The sequence below is a fragment of the Pseudomonas sp. GW821-FHT07F05 genome (assembly GCF_059418765.1).
On record NZ_JBWKQL010000019.1, the window covers coordinates 40,569 to 65,752 of the forward strand.

The following is a 25,184-nucleotide window of genomic DNA, read 5'->3' on the forward strand; positions in this document are numbered from 1 at the left end:
TGGGCTTCTTTGGGGTCACGTCCTTAGCCCGGGCCGCGACATGACCGCCCTACTGGTTCAGCTCGCGGGTCAGCTGTTCTTCAACCGCCCAGGAATACGCCGAATCGACCCACTCCAGCAGCTCGCGCAGATCCTCGTCAGTAATGACACCTTGGGCGCACGCCTGCTTTGCCTGCTCGGTCAGCGCCGTGGTATGCGCCTCCGGATCCCGCAAAAGCGCCTCACGGTCCTCGACTGATGTGTGCCAGGCCGTAATGAACCCGGTCCGTTGATCCTGTTTATCTTCGGTGGCCATGGTGCGCTCCGCTTGAACACGTTAGGACTTCGATTTTCCTTGCTTTGAATAACCAAGCCGGTACAAAAGCTCGCTCCAACTTTCACCCGGGTGAGCCTGCTTTGCTAGCTCAGCTCGTTCCGAGGGTGGAATCGCTTTAAGCTTGGGGTGCCGCTCTTCAAATGCAGCCCATCTTTGATGTGCTCCTATGGTCGGTCGATCTACGCTTGCTATGGGCCAAAGGGGGTCGATTGAGGCCATCCAAGCCTCATCCGCAGCAGGCACGGCTTCACCGGTCACTGCCCCCAGCATCTGCAACAACGAAGTGACTCGACGCTCCTGCTCGATCCTCTTCACTTCCTGTTGATATGCTTCAGCTTCAGCGTTGAACTCACGGTATGGATCATCTGGATCGTCCAAAGATCTCCCCTCCCCTGGCTTACCAATATCAGCCGATAACCTAACGTCATACGCCTAATTACTAATTAGTAAATATTAATTGGTAATTATTAACCTCCAGCGTGGCTACTCACTGCGCTTTAAATCCCTGGGCCTCTAAAGCGCTTCTGATGAGGGCGCTAACCGTTCTGTTAGGCATGCCTCCACGCTTGTTTGCGCGCACAACGTCCTCGATCTGCTCAATCATGCTGGGAGGCAAACTCACCGAAATGGGAACGGCTTTCCTTTTGTCGGTAGCCCGCACTTGAGGCTGTGATCCGTAAGGTTTATCGGCCAGCTCAATCGCTAAACGCTCTGATTCTTCCTGGCTAACAGTCGATTTCTTGGTAGCCGTTTCACTCGATTTTTTAACGGCCATGGAACACCTCGCTCAGAAGCTCTGTGATTTCGTTAGCTGCATCACGGTTTTTCCCTTCCAACACTGACATCCCAAATGGAATCGCATCCTTATAAGCTTTTCGGTAAAACCCTACTGAGTTTAGGGGTTGGATTTCGGGAAACTCAGACAGAAACTCCAGAAACTCTTTCCGCTCAGTTTTTCGGACTGATGGGTTAGGCGAAGCCATGGATTGATAGGCGAACGTCTTGAGGTTTGGGTTCAGATCCCGGCACCTCAGTACCTGTTCCTGCAGCTCGCCAAGCGTGTCCAGGTCAAGCTGGCTGCATTGGTTAGGAGCAATGATGATGTCAGCGACGACGGCGCCGGTAATGAGCTCACGCGAGTTTCTTCCTGCCACGTCAACGATGACGTAATCGAATTTTTCACTCAGCGTCCTCAGAGTGACCGTGATGTTATCTCGCTTTTCCAGCAGGGTAATTTTAGGCGTGATGTTTGACGCCTCGCGTTCGGCGTACCACTTCGACGCGCTTCGTTGTGGATCTGCGTCGACCAGGCACACGTCTTTACCTTCCATTGCCAATCCGACTGACAAATTGACCGCGGTTGTGGTCTTGCCAACGCCGCCCTTGTTTCCACCAACGATCACAATATCACCCATACAAACCTCGAAATACGAATTCACAATTGTGAATTACTAACTATTAATTAATATTAGCAAATGCCCGGCTTTTTTCCAACATCGACATCAACGCTTCCGCGACGCAGGCAGGGGCAATCTCACCGGCATATTGCTTGAGCCAGTAACGGTATTTTGGGTTGGTGAGTTCGCGCAGCAGTAGAGGGCGCGCTGTGATACATTTCGCATCGGGCATGATTTTTCCACCAGGTTAATTGTGTTCACGCTGGGGGTGGTTGCAGCCATTCCCCGGCACATTTCTCGATCTTTCTCATCCCATGAAGGCAATGACCTTCACTATTTCCTGTGGCACCCGGCCAGTCAAAATTAGGAAATTTCGCCAGATCTCATACGGTATGTCCTGGCTACCCTCCTTGAATTTTCGAATTCTCCGATCAGACGCAATCTTGAGTAAGCTGGCCAATTTCTTGTCCGTGTCGTAGGCCTTGAAGTGCGACTGAAAATGGCGAAAATATGCCCGCACGACCTCAGGATGCGGGGGTTCCCACCCCTCGTGCTTGCGCAGTAGATGTGCCCGCGAGTACAACGACTCGTCTATCTCGTCCTGGCTGGGCAGCTGCGGAGCTTTCAGATTAGCTTCAAGCTGCTTCAGGGCCTCTTGAGTGGCCATCTCGAAGATCAACCGCTGTTGCCTTGGTATATCCGGTAAGTCAATTTTCATGTACTCCTCCATCGGTTCGCAATTCACAATTACGAATTATCAATTATCAATTGCCTCGGCTCGTTTTTCGCATCATCAGAGAATGGGGCCGTGAGGCCCCTCCCCTTACCGTGGCGACAGCTCGATCCGCTGAACGTCTGAAACACGGATGTTGACCAAACTCAGCGTCCCTGTTGCTAACCTTTTCCAGTAACCAGATTGATGTACATGCACCAACGAGTAGAAAAGGAAGTCAGGGAGAAGGATGTCTATACGGTTCACCAGTATGCCGATGTGTTCAGGATTGAACTCTCGTACTGGCTCTCCACATCGATCCGCTGAGCCCCGGCGGGTTATCCAAAAATGAGCTTCTGGAAAATCCGTCCGAATGGTCGCTACATCTGAAAGTCTCATCTCGTTCCTCGCGGTGGCAACGGCTAGCCTCCTCAGGTTCGAGTGGCTCTCTGCGTGCCACCAACAAGCACATAATAGGCCCATATGGGCCTATATGCAAGAGAATAATAGGCCCAAATGGGCCTTATTTAATGGCAATTAGTAAATATGAATTATTAATTAGTAAATGTCATGACCTGAACATGCGCAGGGAAGGGGCGGATCCGTTTCGACCTGCTTAATGGTCGTTATGATTGGACACGGACATACGATCAGCAGGGTACTGACGCATGAACTCCATGCTTTCGCTAGGTGCTGCTTTCAGCCAGTCGCGATACGCACCTTTGGGCAAGATCACCACCATTCTTTTCTCGTGGTCGACTTGGTGATAGTCGCGCATGAAAGTGTGGTCATCCGCATTGATGGTCAGCATGGTGTAACTGAATACGATTTCCCCATCTGCGTTTTTCCAGCGCTCCCATAGGCCCGCGATCCCCATTATCTCCCCATCAGTGCGCTCAATCCGAGTGGGCACAGCCTTGCCACTACGCCAGTCGGGTTCATAGATGGCTGCAGCAGGAATAATGCAGTGTTGACCATGACGCCAGGCGTTCCGGAAAGATGGTTTGTTGGCCACCGTCTCTGATCGGGCGTTGTAGATTCGTCGGGCAATCTTGTCGTCCTTACTCCATCCTGGGATCAAGCCAAAAGAGCCGGATTCGACCTCGAGACCACTCGTCAAACCTTCTGGCTCCTCATCGTCAGGGGCGGCGCGCAGGAAGGGACCAAAATAGCCGGGCCACAAATTGAGCTTGAGCTGCTCGTAAGGCTCAACGCCAAAGGCTTCAGCCAGCGCTGCAGGGGAGGGGGCTTCGTAATGGCTGCACATTGATCAACCCTCAAAGGTTGGCAAGCTTCAAGATCCAGAAATGCCCGAGTTGATCGGGTGAAGTTTCGACTGACCCTTACCAGGATCGTTGCAGGGCCAGGCCAGACGGCTATCGATCAATTGGCCTTTGCAATCCACAACTGATCTAGGCGAGTGGTAAAACTCTGGCTCATCATCTCTCGTCGCATCGCCCAGTCTGGATCCGCCGGCACACTGGCAGCGCGCAGCGTGCCACGGCCCCAACGCTCGTTGATTTCATCGAGCACCCCCATGATGCGATCGGCCGTCGCCGGCTGGACCTGGGCAAACAGATCGTCAGTGAATTCACCGGGCTGACGCAGATCCATCAGCAGCACCTCGGCCTTGCTGTAGCGATAACCAGGACGAAACAAACGATCCACCGCCTGTATTGCGGCCTTGGTCATCAGCCGCACGTCGTTGGTAGGGTAGGGCAGTTCCACCAGGGCGCCATTGGCGTACTTGGCTTCATCGGGATTGAACATGCCGGTGCGGATGCTGACGCGGATCTTCTTGCACAGCGAGTGCTGGGCGCGCAGCTTCTCCGCTGCGCGCTGCATGTAGGTGGCCACCGCTTCGCGAATGGGCTCAATCTCACTCAACCGCTTGCCGAACATCCGACTGCAGCAGATTTCCTGCTTTGGCGGTTCAGCGTCAGCCAGCTCCAGGCAAGACACGCCGGCCAGCTCGCGGGCAGTCTTCTCGATCACCACGCTGAACTTACGGCCGAGCAGGGTAGGGTCCGCCTGGGCCAGATCCATGGCCTTCTTGATGCCCATCGCTTCCAGGTGAGCCTTCATGCGTTTGCCGACACCCCAGACATCACCCACATCACAGCGCTTGAGCACCCAGTCGCGCTTGGCCGGGTCGCAGATGTCTACAACGCCGCCGGTTTGGTTCTGCAGCTTCTTGGCGGTGTGGTTGGCCAGCTTTGCCAGGGTCTTGGTATGCGCGATCCCCACACCCACCGGAATGCCGGTGTGCATCAGCACCCTGCTGCGGATCTTCCGCCCGAACTGGGTCAGGTCGCCGGGTATGCCGGTCAAGTCAGCAAATTTTTCATCGATGCTGTAGGTCTCGGAGTCCGGCGCCATCGACTCAATGACGCTCATCACGCGCTCGGAGATATCGCCGTACAAGGCGTAGTTGCTGCTAAACGCGACGATGCCGTGCCGGCGAAGCAGATCCTTGATCTGAAAATACGGCGCGCCCATCTTCACAAAGGGTTTGGCATCGTAGCTGCGGGCAATCACACAGCCATCGTTATTGCTCAGGACGACGATTGGGACCTTGGCCAGGTCCGGACGAAACACACGCTCACAGCTCGCATAAAAGCTGTTGCAGTCGATCAGCGCGAAGACAGGCTCAAGCTTTTTCATGATCGCGAATGCTGTAGCGAACTACACCCCAGATGGCCAGCTCGTCGCATTCCATGACGTGTCGAGCCGGGTACCGGGAATTTTCCGACTGCAGCATCACATGGTCGTCGCGCATGTAGAGCCGTTTGCATACGGGCTCATCGTTCAATGCTGCAATGACGATATCGCCGTGCTCGGCATATCGGCTGCGATCGACGATTACCAGGTCGCCCGTAAAGATCCCGGCACCTTCCATGCTGTCGCCCTCGATCTTCACCAGGTACACGTGCGGCGCCCGAATCTCGAACAGCTCATCGAGCGACAGATGCTTCTCGATGTGATCGGCAGCTGGGGAGGGGAAACCAGCAGGCACTTGGAAAGAATAGAGCGGCATCTTGCTGGCTCCTTCCTGCAGTTGTCCCAAAATCGAAAATGCCATGCCATTACCCTGCACGAGGTGGAAAAAAAACCCGCACAGGGCGGGCCGAAAAAGAGTCTCGCGTCAGTCGTCTTTAACAACCGTCCAGAACACCTGGACACCTCCATCATCCCGATAGGCCACCGTCACGTTATCGGCATCATCCAGCTCTTCCAGGATCTGCGACCAATCGTCCGCGCAGTCGTCAGGCAAACGTTCCAAAATCGCGTATTTGCGCTTCTGCGACATTGGGTCGTTGATTGCCTTCTGCAGCCTGATTGCCAGCAGCTCGTAGGACGTTGGGGGACGAGGTGCGGATGCCTTTGCCATGAAACGAAACTCAATTAACTGTATGCGCGTACAGTATCGCAGTGGTTTAAACGGCTGCAAGCACCATCCGACGGCCGCAGCAGTCAGGTACTGCCACCGCCGGCAGCATGAACATCTCAAGTACGTCGACCTCCCGCACAGCCCTGGTTGCGGCAACGGCTAACAGGCCGCTAACCCTTGGGCCAGCCTGGACACCATCTGCAGTCGCCTGCAAAAGCCCTGGTTCGTCGTCGGAGGCTCCATATGACGAGTGGCCGGGCCGAGATTTCAAAATGCATGCCTTCACCGAAGGCACATAGGGCTATTCGCGGTTAGTGTTTCTCCCGTAAGCCAGCGCGCACACGCGCCCGGTTGAGCACTCGGCCGGCTTGCCGGTCGGGGGCGATTTATCCGGGTCTTAGCGCCCGTAGGGTGGCCGTAGGCCAGGGCAGGGCAGCTTCATCGCCCTGGGCCGCTTAGACAGGCTTTCTTTGAATCTTGAGGTAGCGTTACCGCGCCGTGCCGAAGGCACGAAGTGCGCGGTGCATTACTGCTGTTCGAGGTGCTTCACCTCGGAAAGCTCTTTTTTATCCCGAAGGGGTTAACTGGATGGGGAATAAAATTTCATTTAATCCAAATCATCCACAGGCGATACCCGCTGCTGCGTGGCCACCTCTCAAAAAGGGCTCGCCCGAGGGGCAAATCGGCGCTGTGTGCAGCGCGTTTCACGTCCCCTGAGCACAGGTGCGTCACCAGCATGCGTTGACCCGAATTACAGGCGAGCGCAAGCCTCCGCGTGAGCAGATACGAAAAAAGGGTGCAGGCATCTACCGTCCTCCCGCTCGGTTAACGAGTGGACGTGGCTCTGCCGATCAGATCACCAGCGAATCAGCTGCCGGCGGGTTTCCGGGTGAGCATGGCGCCAATGGCCTTCAGCGCTTGGTGACCGGTCATACGTTCGGGAAGAATGTCGGGCTCAGGCTGTTTTGCAGCAGCTGCCGTTTGTTGCGGCAAGGCCAGCTGTCGTTGCTCTGGATCACGTGCGTCACGGGCTTCCTTGGCCTGCCAGCGCTTACGAGAGATTGTGCGGCGCTGCAGATCCAGGGAATGACGTTCGATTTCAGCCATGCGCCGCTGGCCAATCTCCCGCAACTGCACATCGCGGCGCTTCTTGGCTGCGTTCTGCACGCGCTCATAGACGTAGCGCAGGCCCAGATCGGCCCAAAACTGTTTGGTAAAGCGGATGAGAACTCGCGTGCGCACCAGGTGCAGGCCGTATTCGTCCTTTTCATCGAGGCGTATGCGCTCGATGCGACGGTAGACGTAGCCGGCAGCTTCCAGGGTCTTGAACAGGCGGCACAGCGCCGGCGCTGAGATAGTGCCGGCGTCTTCGGCGATGTTGCGCTGGGTGTTGAGGACGTAGCGGCCGTTTTCGGGATCGATATAGCCCAGAACACTGTTGGCCAGATCCAGGCGCACCAGCAGCTGCTCGGCGACGCGCTCGATCGCTTGAAAGACCTCGACGCGAGTACGCCGATCGCCATGCACTGAATCCAGCTCGCGCAGGTATTGGCCACGGTACGCGACCATGTTGCTCAGTCGCTCATAAGCCGAACGGATCAGAGGATTACGTAGCTGCTTCTCACTGAGGTGACGGACCTCGGCATAGCGTGCCGGCATTTGCCGGGCAGATCGGCGTAAGGCGGAATGGGGGTCAGCAGGGTTGAGCTTGACGACCGTGAGGTTGCGTTTCATGCAGCACCGCCATAGACCAGGTGGCCAATGGGTGGGCAATAAACGCAGGGGGAGGGGGGTAAATCAGGGGTGCTGCGCTCGGTGCTTTTTGGATCCATAGCACCGTCATTGTTCAGAATCATGTCCGTATATCCGCATGTCAGCGGTGAACCGATCTTGGATTCAATCTGAGGTTGCAAGAAGCCCCAGTGAAGGCCATAATCGGTTCACGTTATGTGTGTTGGACAGGTGTTCCCCCTTCGAAGGGCCTGTTCAAGATTTTCCAAAAAGCCCCGGCGCCAACCGGGGCTTTTTGGTTTCCGCTATTCGTCATCTCACCGAAATTTCTACCCTTTTTTCAAGCTAATCAGTACTGCCGATTTGCATCTGCCTCACCAGCAGACAGGCAAGTTGCGGGCACACTATCACCGCGTACATCTCTTCGCAACGAAAAGCATAGACGCTTAAGACGTTTATTTCATCAGAGCAAGAGTGTCCTCGACCTGGCTAGAAGCTGCGGTAGGCAAGGGATTGAGAGAAATTAAGTGAATAACTTATGTAAGTTAAATCAGTTATTTAATAAAATCTGAGGCACAGGACAGGCTTTTCCTTCACTTTTCGGGATGAAGGAAGCTGCACCAGCATAGCTACAGAACGCCGAATAGCTGGAAGTGAGACACGGACTCACAGGTATTCGTCGGTAGCAGATGAGCGCTTTGAAGGTTGGCGCCTTCCTAACGCTGTACCGTATTTCTGATGGCCCGTAGAGATAAACGCTCCAGCTCGCAGGCCTCCCCATGCCGCCGTGTTATTCCTTACCGGCAAGGCGTCATGGGGGAACGTTGGTCGTGCCAATTCTGCAAACGAAAATGGCGAACCGGCAGTAGGGCGTTGTCATTCCAAGCTGAGTCGCCATATGCAGCGGCGTTATTGCTGCCGACACGATTTGAGCAACCGAGGTCATTTGCAGCCGTCACGCTCAAGCTAATAATCCAAAGCCAGGGGTGGGGCATGTGAACCTAAGCTGCCATACCTCATTCCTCTCCTTCATCCTCCCCGATCATTGCGAGCGGCTCAGCTTTTGAAGCGGCCTCGAGCAAGGCGAGCAGATCCGCTTTATCTAGCTGTTGCAACGCAATAACGCCTGCTCGAATCACATCCGAACGAGAGGCACGAAAAGATCGGGGCATCAGAGAAATTTTGTCGATCTGCCTGTTTAGCTCTTTAGATAATGAGAAGGTCGTTCGCACGAAGGTAGGGGCCTTCTTACGTTTACGCTTGGGCTTGTGTGTCGCGCTGACGGGCGCAGCAGCTATGAATGCCAGTGCTGCCTCATCATTCTCCTCGCGGGTCAACTGCACCTGCTCAGGCTTACGAATCAAATCCTTTAAGCCCATGTTTTATCTCCCCACAACTCATCGGCCAGTAACTCAATTTCTTCCTTCGCACGAGGATCTGTATTGCTCTCCAAGACAGAGCATCCATCCTCATCCGCATCGTCATACACGTTCCGAGCCGTAGTAATTGCAGTGAGAGGCTCGATCCCAAATGACTTGCACGCCTCCTTGGCATCCAAGATTCGTTGAATTTGGCTAGGAAGCGCTGGGCATTGAGTGATAACGGCGCGAACGATAAGAGAAGGATTTACCGCCGTCGCCAAGCGCGCGAGGTTGTCGACCTTCGGCAGCGTTTTCAGGTCACGCCTTTTTGGCCTAAAGGGGATAAGCATATGAGTTGCGACAGTCATCGCGGAACGCAGAGCCTCAGAGTCAGAACCTCCAGCATCGACCACGATCTGCCGATATCTGTTGCGCAGATCTGACAAGGTCTGTCGGATGTTACCGTGAGCCTGCACAACAGGAATGCTGGGCAGATCGCCTTGAGCGGACCGTTCGGCAGCCCAATCCGCTGTCGTGCCCTGTGGGTCAGCGTCGAGCAGCAGAACGTCGCCCCCTCGTGCTTGTAGCCAGACTGCCAAATTTTGAGCCAAGCAGCTTTTGCCGCTTCCTCCTTTTTCCCCACCTAACAGTAAAATCATAGAACAGAATTCCTGCGTCATGTGACAATGATGTAACTTACATAACTTATTTATCAGAAGCCACCAGTTACTCAATTTGATTGATTTGACCAAGCCCGCAGCCGATACCAAGTCGTTGTTTCATAAATTGAGTAAGGATGGAAAAGCGTGATTTTCAAGGTGCGAACTGGCCGCTAAACAAGCCGCCAGCTAAAGCGATAGGGATCCATGAACGGGATGTCATCGTCTGGAAAATCGTCAGAACTGGACTGCGGCATTGACTGCGGAGCTGGTCGGGACTCGCGCTGCGGCTGCGATCGAGGCGCCGAGTTCTGATATCCACCCGTAGCCGGCCGCTGCGCCTGGTCACCCTGAGGCCGACTGCCCAGCAGCTGCAGCGTGCCTTGCATGTCCACGATGATTTCCGTGGTGTAACGCTTGATGCCGTCCTTCTCCCACTCGCGAGTCTGCAGCTTGCCCTCGATGTAGACCTGAGAACCTTTGCGCAAGTATTCGCCGGCGATCTCAGCGACCTTGCCGAACAGCGAGACGCGGTGCCACTCAGTCTTCTCGACCTTCTGACCTGTTTGCTTGTCTGTCCACTGCTCGCTGGTGGCCAACGATAGGTTGGTTACCGCGTTGCCGTTTGGCATGTATCGGGTTTCCGGATCCTGGCCACAAGTGCCCACCAGGATGACTTTGTTTACGCCACGTGCCATGAGATTGCTCCATTTCAGGGATGAGTGAGTTCGCACCGCCTGAAAACAGGCGGCGTGAATGGTGTTGCTTCGGGTTAGGTCAGGCTTGCGCCCGGCGCCAGGTCACTGCATTGGGAAAGCGCTGCGAGGGCTCAGGCTCTGTGCCGGCACGAATCAACACACGAGCGTAGTCATGCACCTCACAGAAGATGGCCAGCGTCGCGGCCGTCAGCGCCTGTTGATAGCTGTTGAAGCGAGCGACGTGGGTATTCCCGCGTAATTCGTACTGCAGATCACAGGGCCCGTCATGAGTAACGGGGACATTGCTGTGAGCCTTGCGATCGCCACGAGGTGATTCACCCACGCAGCGCATGAAGGATGAAATGTTGCTCATCGTCTCTGTGCCTCACTGCCAATGGCGAGAGCCGTGTTGGTTCTGCTGGGGTTTGATCGCTTGCACGTGCTGCCCGCTGTAGGCATCCAGGCGCTTGAACGCCACTGTCAACGACTGAGCCTCGTCGACCTGCGCTCGGTAGCCTCGGCCCCGGGCTGGAATGCTGCCAAGCGCCGTGTGCCAGAGCAACGTGCTGCGCACAGCCGCGCCAGGTGTGCGACGCCAGATGTGCTGCCATTCCTCCTCCAGCTCGTTCAGCGCTGCCAAAGCTGGATCGATCAGTACCAGATTCTGCAGGTCAGCCCGGCCAGGCTTGGACTTGAGGTGAAACAGAATCTGCTGGATCCGCCCGGCGCGTGGGTAGCTGCGACGGACTTTCTCCGGCGCCGTGGCAAGCAGCTCCTCCAGGGTCGGTGGAGCTACCTCGATGAAGCGGTTGATGCGGATGGCCTCTTTGGACAGCTTGTCCACGTCGGGGATGTACAGCGAGCTGCCCCGAATCACCTCGCCTTTGAACAAGGTGATGTTTTCGCCTTCCTGCAGCTTTTGCACCTCTTCCACGCTGACTTTGTTGTGCTCGCGCAGGTTCAGGGAGTCTGAGTCCTGCCAACTGCTGCCCAGCACGCCGGCTTGGCGCACCATGCCACTGACTTCAGACACGACCTCTTTACCCGCCATCAGTTGCAGAATTTCCAGGGTGTCCTTGGGGTCCATGATCTTGCCGGTGATCCGCGTACCCATGTTGGCAATTAGGGTCCAGATCTTGTCGCCGGCAGCGGACTTCAAACGCTGTGCTTCTTGCCCGGCGAGCAACAGGCAGATGCCCAGGGAACGCACCTGCGTGGCCAGCTCACCGACCTTTTCGGTATAGATGGCACCAATCTCATCCATGAACCAGAGAAACGGGAAGCGATCCTTGTATTTGCGCACCACCAGGATGTCTTCGGCTTTACCTTCGATTTTCTCACCCAGGTCCTGGGCGAGGATCATGGCTATCTGCGATACATACAGTCGGCCCAGCGTTGACGCCTCACTGGCGGATAGTTCCAGCGCCGGGATCAGCACCATGAGAATGCGATCATTGTGGATCACGTCCTTGAGGTCGATATCGCCGGCATCGAGCGCGAACACGTGCCCGTACATGTCGTTGAACAGCGACAGCATGCGGCTGAACTGCTGGATCAGGTAACCATGCTGGTTCAGGGCTTCAGGTGCCCAGTCGGCCGGAGTATCCACCTTGGTGATGTCGAAGCCGGACAACATGTTCAGATAGTTTTCAATGGGTAGACGGGCTTCTTCGTGCCATTCCTCCTCCACCGACTGGATGTATAACTTGGCAATGGCGCGCAGGGGCATGTGCGACTGAATAGTGCGTTGCGACATCACTATGCCTTCGCGGCGGCACTTATAGACCAGGGAAAAAACCAGCGCCTGGATCATCGCTTTGGCTTTCTCCTGCCAGCCACCGTCATTGCCGGCAGGCGGCAACATCGAGTCCATCAGGTTGATGATGTAGGACTCTTGAGCCAAGCCAAAGGCGTTGATGGTGTTGGTCTCGGGGCGACCCTTGTCCTCATTCAGAAGTTGCTGGGCACGCGAGCGACCGCCGTTGATGAAGTTTTTGTGCCGCAAGTCGTCTTCACGGCCGTAGTAACGGGCCAGCGAGGCAATGGCCGTCGGCACGTCGTTCTGTGCCTTGGCGTCCGTGTAGATGAGGCCCTTGCCATAACCGAGCTGACCCAGCACGTAACCCAGAAGCGCTTCGGTCTTGCCGGCGCCGGTGGTGCCGAACATCAGGATGTGCCGGCACATATCGTCCATGCTCATCCACAATTCGCGGCCTGCATCCTGTCCGCGCAGATAGCCCATGTACAAAATGCCCGCGGCTTTATCCATCGTCGTGCGCGCGACTGCGATCGGCAAGAAGCCCCAGAGCTTTCCAGGCACCTGACGCTGCGTCGAGGGATCAAGCCGGTCCATGTCCATCGGCATGCGCATGGGCATCTGCCAGTCAGCAAACAGCAGCGCGGGCGCCCAGAACATCAACACCGGAAAGCTAAGCCAGAGGCTGATGGGGTAGACAACCCCACCCACCACAGCGGCCAACATGCCCAGCGCCAAGGTACCCGGTCCCATCATCCACGCCGTCAGCGGTGAGTGGTAAACGCGCCGATTAATGCGTGCGCGGTCCACCGCATGGTTATTGGGCTGCATGGCTCACCTCCGCTGCGGCCATAAAGGCTTGTAGCTTCAGCGGATTCTGCAGCACCTCCTGGGACACGTGCCGGCCGTCATCGGCAATGGCCCACGGCGTGCCGGGGATGCGGTACGTTTGATAAGCCACCTCATTGACGCCCAGGGCCTTGCCGGCGATATCGCAATGACCCGGTTCTACTGCAGCGCTTTCCTGTGCTTTGCCCAGCTCCATCACACCGTGCCCGACGTCGAACAGATCGCTCCAGGCGGCCTTGCGTTGTTCAGGCGGCAGGCACAGCACCGGTGTGATCGAGGCGATCGACTTTTCTCGGCCAACTACAGCGACCGGGAACACCACCACGTTGAAGTCTTTGGCAGCGGCTTTCAGGGCCGGCTCCAGACGATGGCAGTTGGGACACTCGGGATCAGCAAACACATACAGCGTGCGGGCATGGCCACTGGAGTACTCGACCGTAAACAGCCTGCGCTCTGCGGCCATCTGCAGGTTGCGCGGCAAGGCGGCGCGCATGGATTCGGGCAGTGTCCAGCCGTCTTGGGCGACATCAGCAGTTTCGGCAGTTTCTGCGGTTATTCCTGGTGCCGACGGAGGTGCGCCGGGCAAGGTGGCTGCGGAAGGTGTGGTCTTCGGGTTTCCAGGCATGACCTGCGCAACATCAGATGCCTGCACGAAGGCAGGGGCCTGACGTTCTGTAAAGCTCATTATGTTTTTGATGCTCCAACCCGAGAACGTAACCGCTACGGCAACGGCGATCGCCGTCAATGCCGCCGACGCAATGCTGGTGCGACGCACTCTGCGACGCGCCTGTTTAACGGCGCGGCGTTTTTTGCTGTTCTTATCGTGGGTCACTGCAGATTCGATGCAATCCAGCAGCGCAGCAGCATCGGTGTGCTCGGGTGCCTGGATCACCAGCTGACCCAGTTCGCCGATGTAGATGACGTTTCGCCCGTCGAGAGCAAAATGGCAGCGCTCACTTAGATCGATTAGGCACAGCATCTGCGGGTGGCCATCACGAAAGCATCTGATGGTCATCAGGTCGTCAGCGATGGTGATTTGAAACGGTGGGATGGTGGCTTGCATGGGAATCCTTGGGTGCAGGGCACGAACGACGCGCATGGCTTCGCTGTGGCGGCCGATGGCGTCACGTAGTCAGTGTTCGAATGAGGTGTGGTTGACGCGAAGGGGATGTCACGGATCCAGCAGCGGATCTACACGTCGGCGGGCATCGCCTCGGCGCTGTAGATGGCCTGCAGCAATGGCACTGCTTCAACCGATGCTGCAGCTTCCGGCATTGACTCATGCTCATGGAGCAGCCCAATGCCCTCCAGCTCGCTATGCAGCCCGTCAACGGCCTTCTCTACCCGTAGGCCGCAAGGCAACGCGAGCTGCTTTGCTTTGGCTTCAGCTCTTGCGCGAGCAAGTACGCCCGCTCCTTCGATGTAGACCTTGGCAGTATCCGCTGAGTGCAAGGCGTACCACAGGGTGCGATCCACACCCTTGAGCCAGCGAAAACGGGCAGACGGTAAACGCAGATCCCGGCCGTAGAGCCCGGCCAGTATGGTGCGCTTGAACGAGTGAACTGCCAGCAACTCCGCCAAGGCCGGCGTTGCCACCACCCGCGCAAAAGCCTTGTCGGCCAACGAATACAGCGGCAAGTAAGTAGGAGCCCGCGATAGGCCCTTCACCAAGCAGGAGCGATTGAGGTCATCGAGCAGCTTGGTGGCAGCTTTACGATCGTTCAAAAACACCTGTAGGCCAAATACCGCAAGCAGGACACGTTCATGCGGTTGCCACTCGGCAAAACCTGTGTGAACCGGGCCGATCTGGGCTTCAAGCGCAGCCTGTGCCGCCGTGCGGTCAAGCACCTTGCGCACGACCAGGTTGTGCCGCTCGGCAAACTCTTCCGGCTTCAATGCCCAGGCGTTAGCTTCGGAGGTGTCATCCTTCAGGCCGTTAGGCCCGTAGGCTGCAACGATCGGGATGATCGAGGGGGCAAACCCACTGACTAGCTTGGGTAGTGTCTTGGCGCTGATCAGCCGCTTGCTGCGAAACGGCAGCATCGGGTGCTGGGCCAGGCTCCAGCTGCTAAGCAGAATAATCGGGGCCAGGAAGACGAACAGGATGCCTGATGTCTGGTTCATAACAGCGAACCACTGATCGAAGGTGACCGCTTTGGCGTTGTTGGCCAGCTTGACCAGCAGGTTGGCTTTGCTGCCCACCCACACGTGTGTGAAAGAGAAATCGATCATCAGCCAGAGCCAGTACAGCAGCCAGCTGCTCCAGTAGACAAAGTAATCGAAGAACAGCCAGCACAGGCCAAAACCTGCTGCGAGGATAAGCAGCAGTTGCGCCTGCTCGCTTTCCCAGGAGCTTTGCGGGGGTCGGTTTTGCATAAGTGTCGTCCACATAAAAACACACCGGCCAAAAGGACCGGTGTGCTGGAGGGGTTGGGCTTCTGATGATGAGGCTGTGCGAGCGTAGTCAGCCTGGAGTTACAACGTTGGGATCAGGCCAGCTTGGGAATGTGAATGTTGTTTTCACGTTCCAGGGCTTCGACGTGCTCACTGACGTATTGACTGAAGGGCTTGGGCGAATGGAAACGTTTGTACTCCATAGCACCCAGTGTGTCATACCAGCGTTTCGCCCATGGAGTGAAGATCTCGATACACGGCATTTCGGGAAACTTCGTATACAGCCGGAGTTTGTTGCCTTCGAGCTCGCGGCTAGTCCAGTCGCCCATCGTCAGGCCCACCACGTCGACCTGGCCTTTACGGATTCGGTTGATGTAGAGGATGGTGCCATTTTTGGTATCTATGCCGAAGTATTTTCCTGCAGCTGGACTGTGAAGCTCATGAGCTTGATCTGGCCAGAACACAGACTGAGAACGAACAGATGAAACGATGCTATTGGTCAGCTTTCGTCCACCGCGCGCTCTGCTGACTATCAACACAACAGGTACGATCGCAGCTAACCAAATGATTGCGAAGAAAAACACCGTTGAATAAGCCCCCTCACGTATCAATGAGGGCGTCATGAATACGGATATCAGGCTAACGAGCAAGGCACAAGGAAATCCGGTAAACATGTATAAAATACCGAAGAGCCCTGTCAGCCCCTCTTTTGCCGACTTCAATCGTTGTACTTCCATCGCGCCTTCTCCTAAATAATTCGAGCCATATTCACTTTGCTAGACATTCCAAAGCGAATTGAACGCAGTAGCCGGCAGACCTATGCAGAGGGTCTGTTTCGTTGCGTAAATAGTTGTGAAGGCCGTTCCAGGACAGCCCGAGTAAACGTGCAGCTTCCCGCTGACTGAATCCTGACCTGCTTATCAACTCACGCAGATATTCTGGACTGGGATTGTGAAATTGCGAATCAGGCTTCATCTAATACGTAACCCAGAACTGTCCCAGCCCATAATATAATGGTTAACAACGTTAACCACAAGACCTAACCAACCTTTTCTTGTGAACTTTAGTGAATACCGTCGCCCTCAGATCCTGGTGACTTTCTGTCCTGCATTTTCACCCCAGGTACACGCTGCGCGTTCGATCCGAATGCACCGAACATCCCCTTCATGTTGTCCACCATGCCGCCCATAAGATTGGCTCCGTCGCGGCCGCCTAAGAAGGATATGACGTAATCGGCAAGCGTGGCCTGTAATCCAAAAAGGCGCGTCACGCCAAACGTCGCGATGCGTGCATAGATCATCAGCCATCCAATCATCTTGAACAAACCGACGATGGAATCAGCATTGGCGTTGGCCAGGGCTGAAGCGAACAGCATATTCAGAACGGTCCCGCCTGCGGTGGCCGTAACTGCTGCGAAGAAAAAACCCAGCACCATTAGCGATGGTCGCAGCATCATGTCAATCAAGAAGACGTATCCGTACGCGCTGCGACTTCCCTTATCTTCTTCTGCTCCTACATGCGTGGCAGCCCACATCGAGCCCGCAGCACAGCCGATCAGAATGCTGACCAGCCAGTTGAACACACCAATCATCCAGTTGAGGAATGGTACGGCCGGCAAGAAAACCGCGAGCGAAAAACCGATACCGAATAATGCCAGCACCACAAAGTAAAAAAGCGGTGATAGTGCTTCCAAAATATCCTTCGCTATGGCGCCAATGTTACCCCACGTGAAACCGCCCACTTTCCCGAGGAGGGAATTATCCGCTGCTGAAGCTACGCCCATAGCGGCGGTATAGACAACGAGCGCTGTCTCTGCAGCGACTAATGTAGAGTCGCCGACTTGTTGCATCTTCACTAATGGGTTGATCTGATCTGAAAAATTAGCATCTGTACCGAACTTGCTTGTAGCGATCCAGTTTGTCGCCCTCTGCATTGGGGATGAGAAAATTCCTACGAAAACGCCACCAGGATCGGCAGCAGTTGCGGCAGCTCCATCATCTTTTGCAGTCTGTGTGCCTAAAGGCGCCGTGTAGCCGCTATTCTGCAGCTGCGAGCGATAGGCCGCCATCACCTGGCCGTATAGATCTCCTGTGCCGCTCTCACCCAGCTGACTCATACCGCTGATCACCGGTGTAGCACTGGCCACGCTGTTGGTTTTGCTGTTGGCCGTTGCATAGGTGTGATACCAGCTGCCCAGGGCCAGCCACCCATAGCTCTTGATCTGGCCAGACAGTTGCTCCTGCAGCGAGCCTTTAAAATCAATCTGATTGATCGCCTGGCTGACCGTATTTTCGTATGCCGCTGCAGCTTTCTGGATTTGCGTTTCCACGTCCTGGAAGGTGCCGGTGTCTTGGTCACGACGACTCAGGTAGGTGGTTACAAACGAGCTAGCTGCCTGATCCATAGTGGTCTGCATTGTATCGAGCGCCTTGCGCTGCGCAGTGACGATCCCTGCTGTGTCTACCTTGCTGTCAAATAGCAAATTCCAGGCGCCCGTACGACCAGTGTCTGGTGTCTTGGCCGAGCCACACACCGCGCTGCCGTTGCCGATCGTGTACTCACCATCGCCACCTTTAGTGCTCATCATTGCGGTGCGAGCCTTACCATCCTTGTATAACGTCTGCAGCTCGCTGTTGGTCGCGTATTTGCACAGATTCATCTCGAAAATGCCGCGTGCGGCCGAACGCGTGGACGGTGCCGTGGGTTGCGTCACCATCGAGTAGCCGCTTTTCATCATGTCCACCGACTTGTCGGTCAGCAGATTGGCGCCACCAACGCCCATCGTTGAGGTCGCCCAGAGCATGATCAATTGAGCCACGGACCAGCCCGACTTCGTAGGGACGATCGTCATGAAGCCTGCTAACGTCATGATAGGGAAAACCGCTGTGCGGCCCCCGTTGAACACCCGGCCCTCATGGCCCGCTTTCACGAATCCCTTCAAGGTAATCGTGAAGAACCAGAAGAATGCTACGGCCGCCAGAATGCCGTTGAGGATGCCAAACAACGAGCCGATCACTGTGGGATCTGAGGCGCTGAACGGATGTATAACCACGTCGCCAAAGATCATAACCATGGCCTGGCGAGACAGGTCTTGATTTTTGTGCGCAGCCTCCGCGATTGTTTTGTAGGTCACGCTGTCAGCCAGTGCCGGCAAGGAAAAAACCAGCAGCAGGCCGACCCACCAAATACGTTTGATGAGGGTCATATAAGAATTCCGGGGTGGGTAGAACGAAGAAAGGGCGCTGCGAGGAATAAAAGAGGCTACATCTTTAGTTCGCGGTAAAAGGTGTCACCACTTGTCGCCATATACGTTTTTCAGCGGCGTAGTCCTGGAAAGTGCCTTGTTCCTCAATGCTGACCCGTCGGCTAGCCAGCTGCCAAAGGCGATAGTCGTTGTTCAGCACCTTCGCCACACTGAGCATGGCCAGCGTGATAAGCGCAGCATCCACGGTGATCGCGCGCAGAAGTGTCTGCACAGGCAGGTTCGACGCGGTGAAGAGGATGTTCAGCAACAGGAACACAGCCACTGGGCTGATTCCGACCATGAGCAGCCACCAGATCCGGCGTAAACGTCTAAAGCCTGCTTGCAGTTGCGCTACTGACTGTCCGGTGCTGGCCACGGCCTGTGCCCAGGTCAACGACTCTTTTGACTTGTTCTTGCGCATAGCACGCAGGCTTGCCACCTGCTCCTGAAGAACCCCTAATTTCACGCCTACTGGCTTGATGCCTGTGCGATAGATGACCGCCAGATCCGAAAACGGATTGATGATCGCCAGTCCTACCCGGCCCACGCGGCGCGCCATGCTCGGCCCCGCTGGGTGCTGGTGGCCAGCGGCTGCCGAAGCGTCTTTGCGGTGCTGATGTTCATTTTCCATTACTGCTCACCCCCGGAGCCATTTTTGCGGAAAGGACCTGCATCTGCTGTTTGTATTTGGCGTCTGCGGCAATGGCCAGCTGCTGGCCGGCAATCACGTTGCCTTGGCGCTGCTCGTTCTTGTTGCCCAGCAAAAGCCAGTTACCCAGGCTTTGCACACGGACCAACTCCCGCATGAGGTTGTCGCCGCTCATTTGCTGCAGGTCGGTCTCGTAATCGGTGTTGGCATAGCGCCGGCCCACCTCGAAGGCTTCAAGCTCGCGCTCGCTCATCTGTCCAGTGCTCTGCGCCTCCTTGCTGGCCGTGGCCGCGAAATACTTGTCGGCAGAGGGTGCCTTGCGCGCCTCGGCCAGCGCCTGCTGAGTCGCAGGGTTGGCTTTGCTCGCCGCGATCATGTCCTGTTGCGGCTGCATGGCTGCGCTCAGGATGGCCAGCAATTGCGTCAGCAGGCCTTGATACTCCTGGCCGGTGGCCGTCTGGATCTCGCCCTTGCCCGGCGTTCTGGCCACATCGGGCTTGGCCGAGTTCTTCATATAAGCCATGGCCGCGTCGATCTGGTCCTGGTTGAAGGTCAGATCCGGCGCCTTGCCCACGGCACCGGCACCGTCGATCAGCGAGCGCATTTCGGTGTCGCCTCCCGGCAGGCTGGAGACTGACGGGCACAGGTCCGTGCCCCCGTATTGCGCCGCTTCAGCGGCCGTGCAGTAGGACGCATGAACGGCCGCACTCCGATAGCCACCCTGCTGCGGGTCCACTGGCAATGATGCGATGGTCTTCTGGACCGCCGGGTTTCTCAGGCCCTGTCCGCTCGCCAGCACAGAGGCACTGGCCCGGCTGCTTTTGTTCACGGTCACCGCCACCCCCGAAGCCGACTCGCTGCAGATACTGTCGGGCACGGTGTAGCCGGTACGCGCCTTTTCAAGGCGCTCGGTCTGCCGCCCGAAGATGTCAGCCTCCCGCTGCGCCCGGCCCACTTCCGCAGCAATGCTGGCCTGCTTGTCACTGGCCTGAACGATTGCCGTGCCGATCTGCATGTCAGTCTTGAGGATTTCAGCCAACGTGGAGCTGATGGTGGTCATGGCCGGCACCACCTGAGTGGTGATGGGGAGGCTTCCCGTCTCGTAAACCGGCACAACGTCGGCAAAGCCCTGCTGACTTGCGAGCGCAAGCGCAACCGCCACAAACAAACGGTTATGGATCATTGGGATATCCTTTAGATGTCTTTTTAGAGGTTGTAGCCGCGCTTGGCGATCAGCTCGCGTGACAAGGTGCGAGTGACGTTGCTGTCATCGGCTTCCTGGGCCTGGCGTTGCCTCAGCTCGATGACTTTTGCGGCTGAGCCCTGCGGAAAGTCAGTGGCTAGGATCGACCGCGCCGTGTTGCCCCCCACTTCTTCGTAGAGGATCTTGCGCAGCGCACTGTCGCTGGGCGATGAGTTCAAGGCCCACAGCTCCAACGGCCCCATGGCGTTTTTCAGGATCCGGGACATTGTGTTGCCGCCCTTGATGCGAAATACCCCCAGAAACGGCACGCCGCTTCCATCTTGCGCGGCACCCGAGCCTTGGCGCTGCAGGGTGCGGATGGTGACCATTGGCACTTTGAAGTTCTCAATGAGCAAAGCTTCGTCTCGCGGATCGACTTCCATCATGAACAGCGAGTTGGCCGATTCCAGAATGGCCTTCGGAAAGTCCCGCACGTACTGGGACGACAACACGGTGCGTACACCGAACTTGCGCTGCTCCCGGTCCTGGGTCTCCAGCATGGGGAAGATGAAGCTCACCTTGGCGACGTTGTGCAACTCGTCGTACATCCTGGTTTTAACCTCCTGGTCCAATTGCTCCAAGCGTTCGTTGTGCAGTGCGTGGTAAAGCGCAGGAACCGCCTCCAGCAGCTCATCCCGGTACTGCGGCAGCACGAAATGCCCGCCGGCCACTTCGCCGGCGAACATGAACATCAGGCCGGTTTTCAAATGGCCTGATGCACTGTCACCGCCCATGACGTTGTTCAAGTCGATCGCGATGACTCGCGTGCGCGGACTGATCACAAAACGTGTGCGCCCCGCCATCATCCGGTATTCATTGCAGGCATCGGTCATGCAGCGGCGTAGGTACTCCAACAGCTTTTCATTGCTGCCATCACGCTGCACCGTATCAAAAGCCATTTTGATGTTTTCGTGGTTCAAATACGTGGTCATGTCGGCCAGCTCCGGCACCGCCTGGAACTGCGCCTGCTGCGCTTCACTGACGTAATTCGCTTCAAACAACAGATCGCGCACCTCGTACCAGGTTGCCGTGCTCCACCAATGAGGCGTAAGACGCTCCACCAAACCGCTGGCCCGCAAGGCCAGGTCGACAGCAGGTATCAGTCCCTGCACATAAAGCCGTGGGCTGATCTCGGCATTGGTGGCATAGGCCAGGCTGATCACCCGCTCAAACACCTGGGCGGTGTCTCTCGCGTTGGGCGGCTCGCCGGTGGACGGATCAATGCACATGGCAGTGAGCATGTTCTTGATCCAGTTGCGTTCAGGACTGATCGGGTATTGCGCGCCCAACTGGATATCGAACAGGTTGCGGCAGTGATTGGGGCTGTTCTGCAGCACGATCCCGATCACTTCATCCTTGCGCTCCTCCGGCAGCCCATCGCGCAACAGCATGATTTGCCCTTGCATCGAGAAACCTTTGTCCACGCCGGCGAAGAACGGCAGCATCTGCTGAGCGCTGGTGATCTGTGTGTTGCCTAGCTTGTTTAACAGCACCGATTTGCCCAAACCGGGCGATCCGATGATGACGTTTGTCAGTTTGTTCTGCTTGGTGGTCGCCAGACCGACCGGGTACAACTTGCCGTCCAGGGTAGGAAACAAAGCGTTGCCATCTTCTTCCCACGCCGAAGCCGGCCGGGTCAGCGGTAGCAGGTGCAGAGCTTCCGAGAGCGGGGGATACAGCGGGTGTATGCCGCTGCCCTTGCTGGAAGCCAACAGGGTTGCAGCCCACGCCCGTACAGGGTCGCCGAAAGTCAGCGTTACACCGCATATACCCCACGCCTCGAAGGCTTGCTTGAGCAGCGTCAGGTTGCGCGTGACCGCTTCCTGGCTGCGGCCCCACGTGGAGGCCATGATGGTCATGACACACACCGGTTCTTCTTGGTCGATGTAGGTCAGGGTTTCGATCGACTTCCAGATGGGCCTGAGCGCCGGCACAACCGACATGAAATCCAGCAGGCCCTTTTTGGTACGCAGCGCCGTCATGCCACCGGGCATGACATCCATCCGTACGCGCCATGGCACTTCACGGGGTACAAGGGCTTTGAGTTTGGCAAAGCTTTCCGGTGACTGAGGGGCCAGCTCCACCGACAATGAGGCGTGCCACAGTCCGTTGACGCAGATCTTGTTGCCTCTGGTTTCGATGTCCTGGTTCATCAGTTGAAACTTCAGCCACGGCGCCAGGAATACCGTGTGGTCTCCTTCGTTGCGGATGCCATGTGGGGTGATCGGATCATCGGGAAGCAGCGGCTGCCATGCCGCTGATGTGCCCAGGCGGTCTACCTGCTCGCGCAGCGCTCGGCCTGCCGCATGGACGTCCAGGCGCTCCATCATCACGCCCTGGCCGTTGTCCTTCAAAGCGCGCTCCACCACATCCAAAAAGCTATCATGGCGGATCTTCAAACCGGTCAACTCGGCCAGCACCGGGTTCTGCCCGAAGCGCGCTTGCGGGCTCTGCTCGATCAGCGCGTTCAAGCGTTTGTTCTCGTCGACCAGCTCGTGCGAGGACAGCGACTGGCGACCGGTGTAACAGACCAGGTAACAGCGCTCACGCGAGACCCACGGCGCAAGCTTTTCCTGCGTCTCATCCAGGATCTGCGACATGTCGATGCCGGTACGGGCGATGGAGCGGTATTGCGGCGCCAGGCGTGCGGCTACTTCGTCACCGCCCCTTTCCGGATCTGAATCAAACACCAGGCTGATCTTGTGCCCGTGGCGACGGTAGGAAGCGGTGAGGTTCTGGGTCATGCGTGACAACCGCCCTGCCCATGAATAAGGCGCATCCACTGCCGCACTTTCATCGGTGTCGCAGAAACTGCCGGCTACGGCGTACACGGTGCAGTAGTCGCCAGCATCCGTGACCGCAATGAACGGCGCCTTGAGTTGCGGATGACGCACGCGATCGTCGTCGGTCAGACGGATTACAGTTTCCAGGTCGCAGTAATCGGGTAAATCCCGGGACACGGCGAAGCGTGAAACGGTGGTGATGAGGCTTTCCACCCAGCGAACCACTTTAGACATACAGATCACTCCGGGTATAGGTGGTCCAGCTGCGCGAGGACAGGACCGATTGCACGGTTTTGTGCGAAGGCAGCAGCAGAGTCAGGTCATCGAACATGTCAGCCGGCAGCATCAGCACGCAGCCCGTGAGCCGGGCTTGCAGCTGGCTGCGTTTAAAGGGGGGCAATCGCTTCATGGCTTGGGCAAACTCACCGGCACGTGCCGTGCCCCACGCTATTTCAACCTCACGGCTGTGGCGATCCATCCACTTCCAGACGCGCTCTCCCTGTTTTACCTGCGCTTTATCGCCGCCCAGGATGGCCAGCAGGGCATGGCGCTGCAGGTGAAGTGCATCGGCGGTGGACAGACCGGGGAGAAAAGCCAATCGGCCATGGGCTGCCGTTGGACTGTCCAGGTGGCCGGTCAAGTAACACAGCGTGCAGACCGCATGGGGTTCTTCCCGCCCGGCCCTCGCGCCCTGCCACAGTTTGGTGGTGTGCAAGGCACACCCTTCGCAGCGCTCTCCTGCCACTGGCATGGGAACGGGTGCGTCAATATCACCGCTGATGTCCAGCTCAACAACCGGCATGACGGCCGCTTCGGCGACCGCCTTTTCATCAGGGCTACCCTCATCCACCTCAGGGTTATCCTGATCTTCGTCGTGCATGACGATGGCGTCACTTTGCATATCCATTCCCTCCAGGCCGCACGGTCGCAGTGGCACCGTGCGGCTGATTCTGATCAGCCCACGTTGATGGGCGTCAAGCCGATCTGGCTCTGCGAGCGTTTGATGATTTCCGGTACCGCGATCAGGCAGACGCCAAAGATCAGGGAACCTGCAATGTGCGAGACCTTGATCTGTGGGTTGTCCTTTTTGCTTTTGGCGGCGATCAGGGCGCCGATGACGAACGCCACACCAGCGACTTGAGCAAGCGTCAGCAAGCTTTTGCTGACGGTCGTGCCGCCTGTAGCGGTGTGGGTAAACATGTCAGCCACGTCGCCATCGGCATGAGCCAATACCGGCGAAGCTGCAGTAATGGCCGCCAGGCCCTTGATAAAACGTTGACGTACGTTGTCTTTGAGCAGGGTGGCGCGCACGCAGACAGACAGCAGCATGTGTTGAGACATGTTCAGTTCCTTGTTTCGGATTGAGTATTTGAGTAAGTGAGTGATGGAGCGAATGGAGCGGTGGAGCAGAAGCGGTACAGCAGAAGAGCGCGTCAGCGCAGGGTGTGCGGCTTGATCAGAGCAAGCCCAAAGACTTCTGCGCTGCATCGAGCAGGTAGGGGTTACAGACGCACAGGACACCGATGATGAATTTAAGCGTCCCTTTGGATACATCCTCGCCGGCGGACAGGCCGGTGTGTCCGTCTTTTAGGGATCGTTTCCAGCTCAGCATGCCTTGCAGGGCAAACATCACCCCGAGCATCCGAACCAAGGTCAACATAGCGTTGGCCGCATCGGCGGCCACGCCAAAGGTACCCACGTCCACGTAGCTGATCGCATCGAATGAAGCGCCCTGCCAGCCCAGTTGGCGGGCACCTGCCCCGATAACTTGGTCCAGACCGGCCAATCCGCCGCAGATGAGCAGGAGGGCAATGGTCTTCCCCATTCCTTGGCTCTGACCCGGCGCTTTGCGCGCATTGGCCTGGTGCGCCAAGTACGTGATTGCTCCCATTACCGCGAACAGCGTGCCCAAAGTCCACATGAGGTGGACAAATGCACCTAGCAGCCCATGTGCAAACGCGACCAGTATCTGAATGGCGTCTTTTGATCCGGACATGACCT

26 protein-coding genes are annotated in these 25,184 nt (G+C 56.9%); all 26 read right to left on the minus strand.

All coding sequences use genetic code 11. The features are described 5' to 3' along the window. Positions 1-49 precede the first annotated feature (49 nt). The gene (locus AC07RO_RS25385; protein ID WP_495087387.1) at positions 50-295 is read right to left on the minus strand and encodes a hypothetical protein; all 246 of its coding nucleotides are present in this window, start codon (positions 293-295) and stop codon (positions 50-52) included. A gap of 21 nt (positions 296-316) precedes the next feature. Continuing rightward, the gene (locus AC07RO_RS25390; protein WP_495087388.1) at positions 317-694 is read right to left on the minus strand and encodes a hypothetical protein; all 378 of its coding nucleotides are present in this window, start codon (positions 692-694) and stop codon (positions 317-319) included. A gap of 109 nt (positions 695-803) precedes the next feature. Further along, positions 804-1,091 carry a ribbon-helix-helix domain-containing protein gene (locus tag AC07RO_RS25395; protein WP_495087389.1) on the minus strand — a complete coding sequence of 96 codons (288 nt, stop codon included), beginning with the start codon at positions 1,089-1,091 and terminating at the stop codon, positions 804-806. Next, positions 1,081-1,731: an AAA family ATPase gene (locus AC07RO_RS25400; protein ID WP_495087390.1), complete on the minus strand. Its 651-nt coding sequence runs from the start codon at positions 1,729-1,731 to the stop codon at positions 1,081-1,083. Before AC07RO_RS25400 ends, AC07RO_RS25395 begins: the two co-directional genes overlap by 11 nt. A 43-nt stretch (positions 1,732-1,774) precedes the next feature. Next, positions 1,775-1,945 (minus strand): hypothetical protein, encoded by a 171-nt coding sequence (locus AC07RO_RS25405; RefSeq protein WP_495087391.1) that lies wholly within the window; start codon positions 1,943-1,945, stop codon positions 1,775-1,777. A 75-nt stretch (positions 1,946-2,020) separates the two neighbouring features. After that, positions 2,021-2,431: a hypothetical protein gene (locus tag AC07RO_RS25410; RefSeq protein ID WP_495087392.1), complete on the minus strand. Its 411-nt coding sequence runs from the start codon at positions 2,429-2,431 to the stop codon at positions 2,021-2,023. 610 nt (positions 2,432-3,041) lie between these two features. Then, positions 3,042-3,692 (minus strand): SOS response-associated peptidase, encoded by a 651-nt coding sequence (locus tag AC07RO_RS25415; RefSeq protein WP_495087393.1) that lies wholly within the window; start codon positions 3,690-3,692, stop codon positions 3,042-3,044. Between the two features lie 116 nt (positions 3,693-3,808). Next, on the minus strand, positions 3,809-5,089 hold the full coding sequence (umuC, locus tag AC07RO_RS25420) for a translesion error-prone DNA polymerase V subunit UmuC (protein WP_495087394.1): 1,281 nt from the start codon (positions 5,087-5,089) through the stop codon (positions 3,809-3,811). Continuing rightward, on the minus strand, positions 5,076-5,507 hold the full coding sequence (locus tag AC07RO_RS25425; RefSeq protein ID WP_495087395.1) for a LexA family protein: 432 nt from the start codon (positions 5,505-5,507) through the stop codon (positions 5,076-5,078). Before AC07RO_RS25425 ends, umuC begins: the two co-directional genes overlap by 14 nt. Positions 5,508-5,570: 63 nt before the next feature. Next, positions 5,571-5,816 (minus strand): DUF1654 domain-containing protein, encoded by a 246-nt coding sequence (locus tag AC07RO_RS25430; protein WP_495087396.1) that lies wholly within the window; start codon positions 5,814-5,816, stop codon positions 5,571-5,573. 867 nt (positions 5,817-6,683) lie between these two features. After that, positions 6,684-7,475 carry a hypothetical protein gene (locus AC07RO_RS25435; protein WP_495087431.1) on the minus strand — a complete coding sequence of 264 codons (792 nt, stop codon included), beginning with the start codon at positions 7,473-7,475 and terminating at the stop codon, positions 6,684-6,686. Positions 7,476-8,563: 1,088 nt separating this feature from the next. Beyond that, a complete protein-coding gene (locus AC07RO_RS25440; RefSeq protein WP_495087397.1) occupies positions 8,564-8,926 on the minus strand; it encodes a hypothetical protein in 363 nt (120 codons plus the stop codon). Beyond that, a complete protein-coding gene (locus tag AC07RO_RS25445) occupies positions 8,917-9,567 on the minus strand; it encodes an AAA family ATPase (RefSeq protein WP_495087398.1) in 651 nt (216 codons plus the stop codon). The genes AC07RO_RS25440 and AC07RO_RS25445 overlap by 10 nt, the downstream gene beginning before the upstream one ends. 173 nt (positions 9,568-9,740) lie before the next feature. Further along, entirely contained in the window at positions 9,741-10,265 is a 525-nt protein-coding gene (locus tag AC07RO_RS25450; RefSeq protein WP_495087399.1) for a single-stranded DNA-binding protein, read from the minus strand. A gap of 79 nt (positions 10,266-10,344) precedes the next feature. Continuing rightward, the gene (locus tag AC07RO_RS25455) at positions 10,345-10,638 is read right to left on the minus strand and encodes a hypothetical protein (RefSeq protein ID WP_495087400.1); all 294 of its coding nucleotides are present in this window, start codon (positions 10,636-10,638) and stop codon (positions 10,345-10,347) included. 12 nt (positions 10,639-10,650) lie between these two features. After that, on the minus strand, positions 10,651-12,852 hold the full coding sequence (trbC, locus tag AC07RO_RS25460) for an F-type conjugative transfer protein TrbC (RefSeq protein ID WP_495087401.1): 2,202 nt from the start codon (positions 12,850-12,852) through the stop codon (positions 10,651-10,653). After that, positions 12,839-13,933 carry a thioredoxin fold domain-containing protein gene (locus AC07RO_RS25465; protein WP_495087402.1) on the minus strand — a complete coding sequence of 365 codons (1,095 nt, stop codon included), beginning with the start codon at positions 13,931-13,933 and terminating at the stop codon, positions 12,839-12,841. Before AC07RO_RS25465 ends, trbC begins: the two co-directional genes overlap by 14 nt. A gap of 128 nt (positions 13,934-14,061) precedes the next feature. Continuing rightward, positions 14,062-15,102: a secretion/conjugation apparatus DotM-related subunit gene (locus AC07RO_RS25470; protein ID WP_495087403.1), complete on the minus strand. Its 1,041-nt coding sequence runs from the start codon at positions 15,100-15,102 to the stop codon at positions 14,062-14,064. 257 nt (positions 15,103-15,359) lie between these two features. Then, complete coding sequence (gene excA / locus AC07RO_RS25475) at positions 15,360-16,001, minus strand: plasmid IncI1-type surface exclusion protein ExcA (RefSeq protein WP_495087404.1); 642 nt, start codon at positions 15,999-16,001, stop codon at positions 15,360-15,362. 326 nt (positions 16,002-16,327) lie between these two features. Further along, positions 16,328-18,469, minus strand: a complete 2,142-nt coding sequence (locus tag AC07RO_RS25480; protein ID WP_495087405.1) for a DotA/TraY family protein — start codon at positions 18,467-18,469, stop codon at positions 16,328-16,330. Positions 18,470-18,533: 64 nt separating this feature from the next. Further along, positions 18,534-19,139: a conjugal transfer protein TraX gene (traX, locus tag AC07RO_RS25485; protein ID WP_495087406.1), complete on the minus strand. Its 606-nt coding sequence runs from the start codon at positions 19,137-19,139 to the stop codon at positions 18,534-18,536. Beyond that, a complete protein-coding gene (gene traW, locus AC07RO_RS25490) occupies positions 19,129-20,340 on the minus strand; it encodes a conjugal transfer protein TraW (RefSeq protein ID WP_495087407.1) in 1,212 nt (403 codons plus the stop codon). Before traW ends, traX begins: the two co-directional genes overlap by 11 nt. Before the next feature lie 23 nt (positions 20,341-20,363). Continuing rightward, positions 20,364-23,417: a putative type IV secretion/conjugal transfer ATPase gene (locus tag AC07RO_RS25495; protein WP_495087408.1), complete on the minus strand. Its 3,054-nt coding sequence runs from the start codon at positions 23,415-23,417 to the stop codon at positions 20,364-20,366. Beyond that, the gene (locus AC07RO_RS25500) at positions 23,410-24,063 is read right to left on the minus strand and encodes a conjugal transfer protein TraT (protein ID WP_495087409.1); all 654 of its coding nucleotides are present in this window, start codon (positions 24,061-24,063) and stop codon (positions 23,410-23,412) included. The genes AC07RO_RS25495 and AC07RO_RS25500 overlap by 8 nt, the downstream gene beginning before the upstream one ends. 74 nt (positions 24,064-24,137) lie before the next feature. Next, positions 24,138-24,524 (minus strand): DUF6750 family protein, encoded by a 387-nt coding sequence (locus tag AC07RO_RS25505; protein ID WP_495087410.1) that lies wholly within the window; start codon positions 24,522-24,524, stop codon positions 24,138-24,140. 115 nt (positions 24,525-24,639) lie between these two features. After that, positions 24,640-25,179, minus strand: coding sequence for a conjugal transfer protein TraQ (gene traQ, locus AC07RO_RS25510; protein WP_495087411.1), 540 nt, complete (start codon positions 25,177-25,179; stop codon positions 24,640-24,642). Between the last annotated feature and the right edge of the window lie 5 nt (positions 25,180-25,184).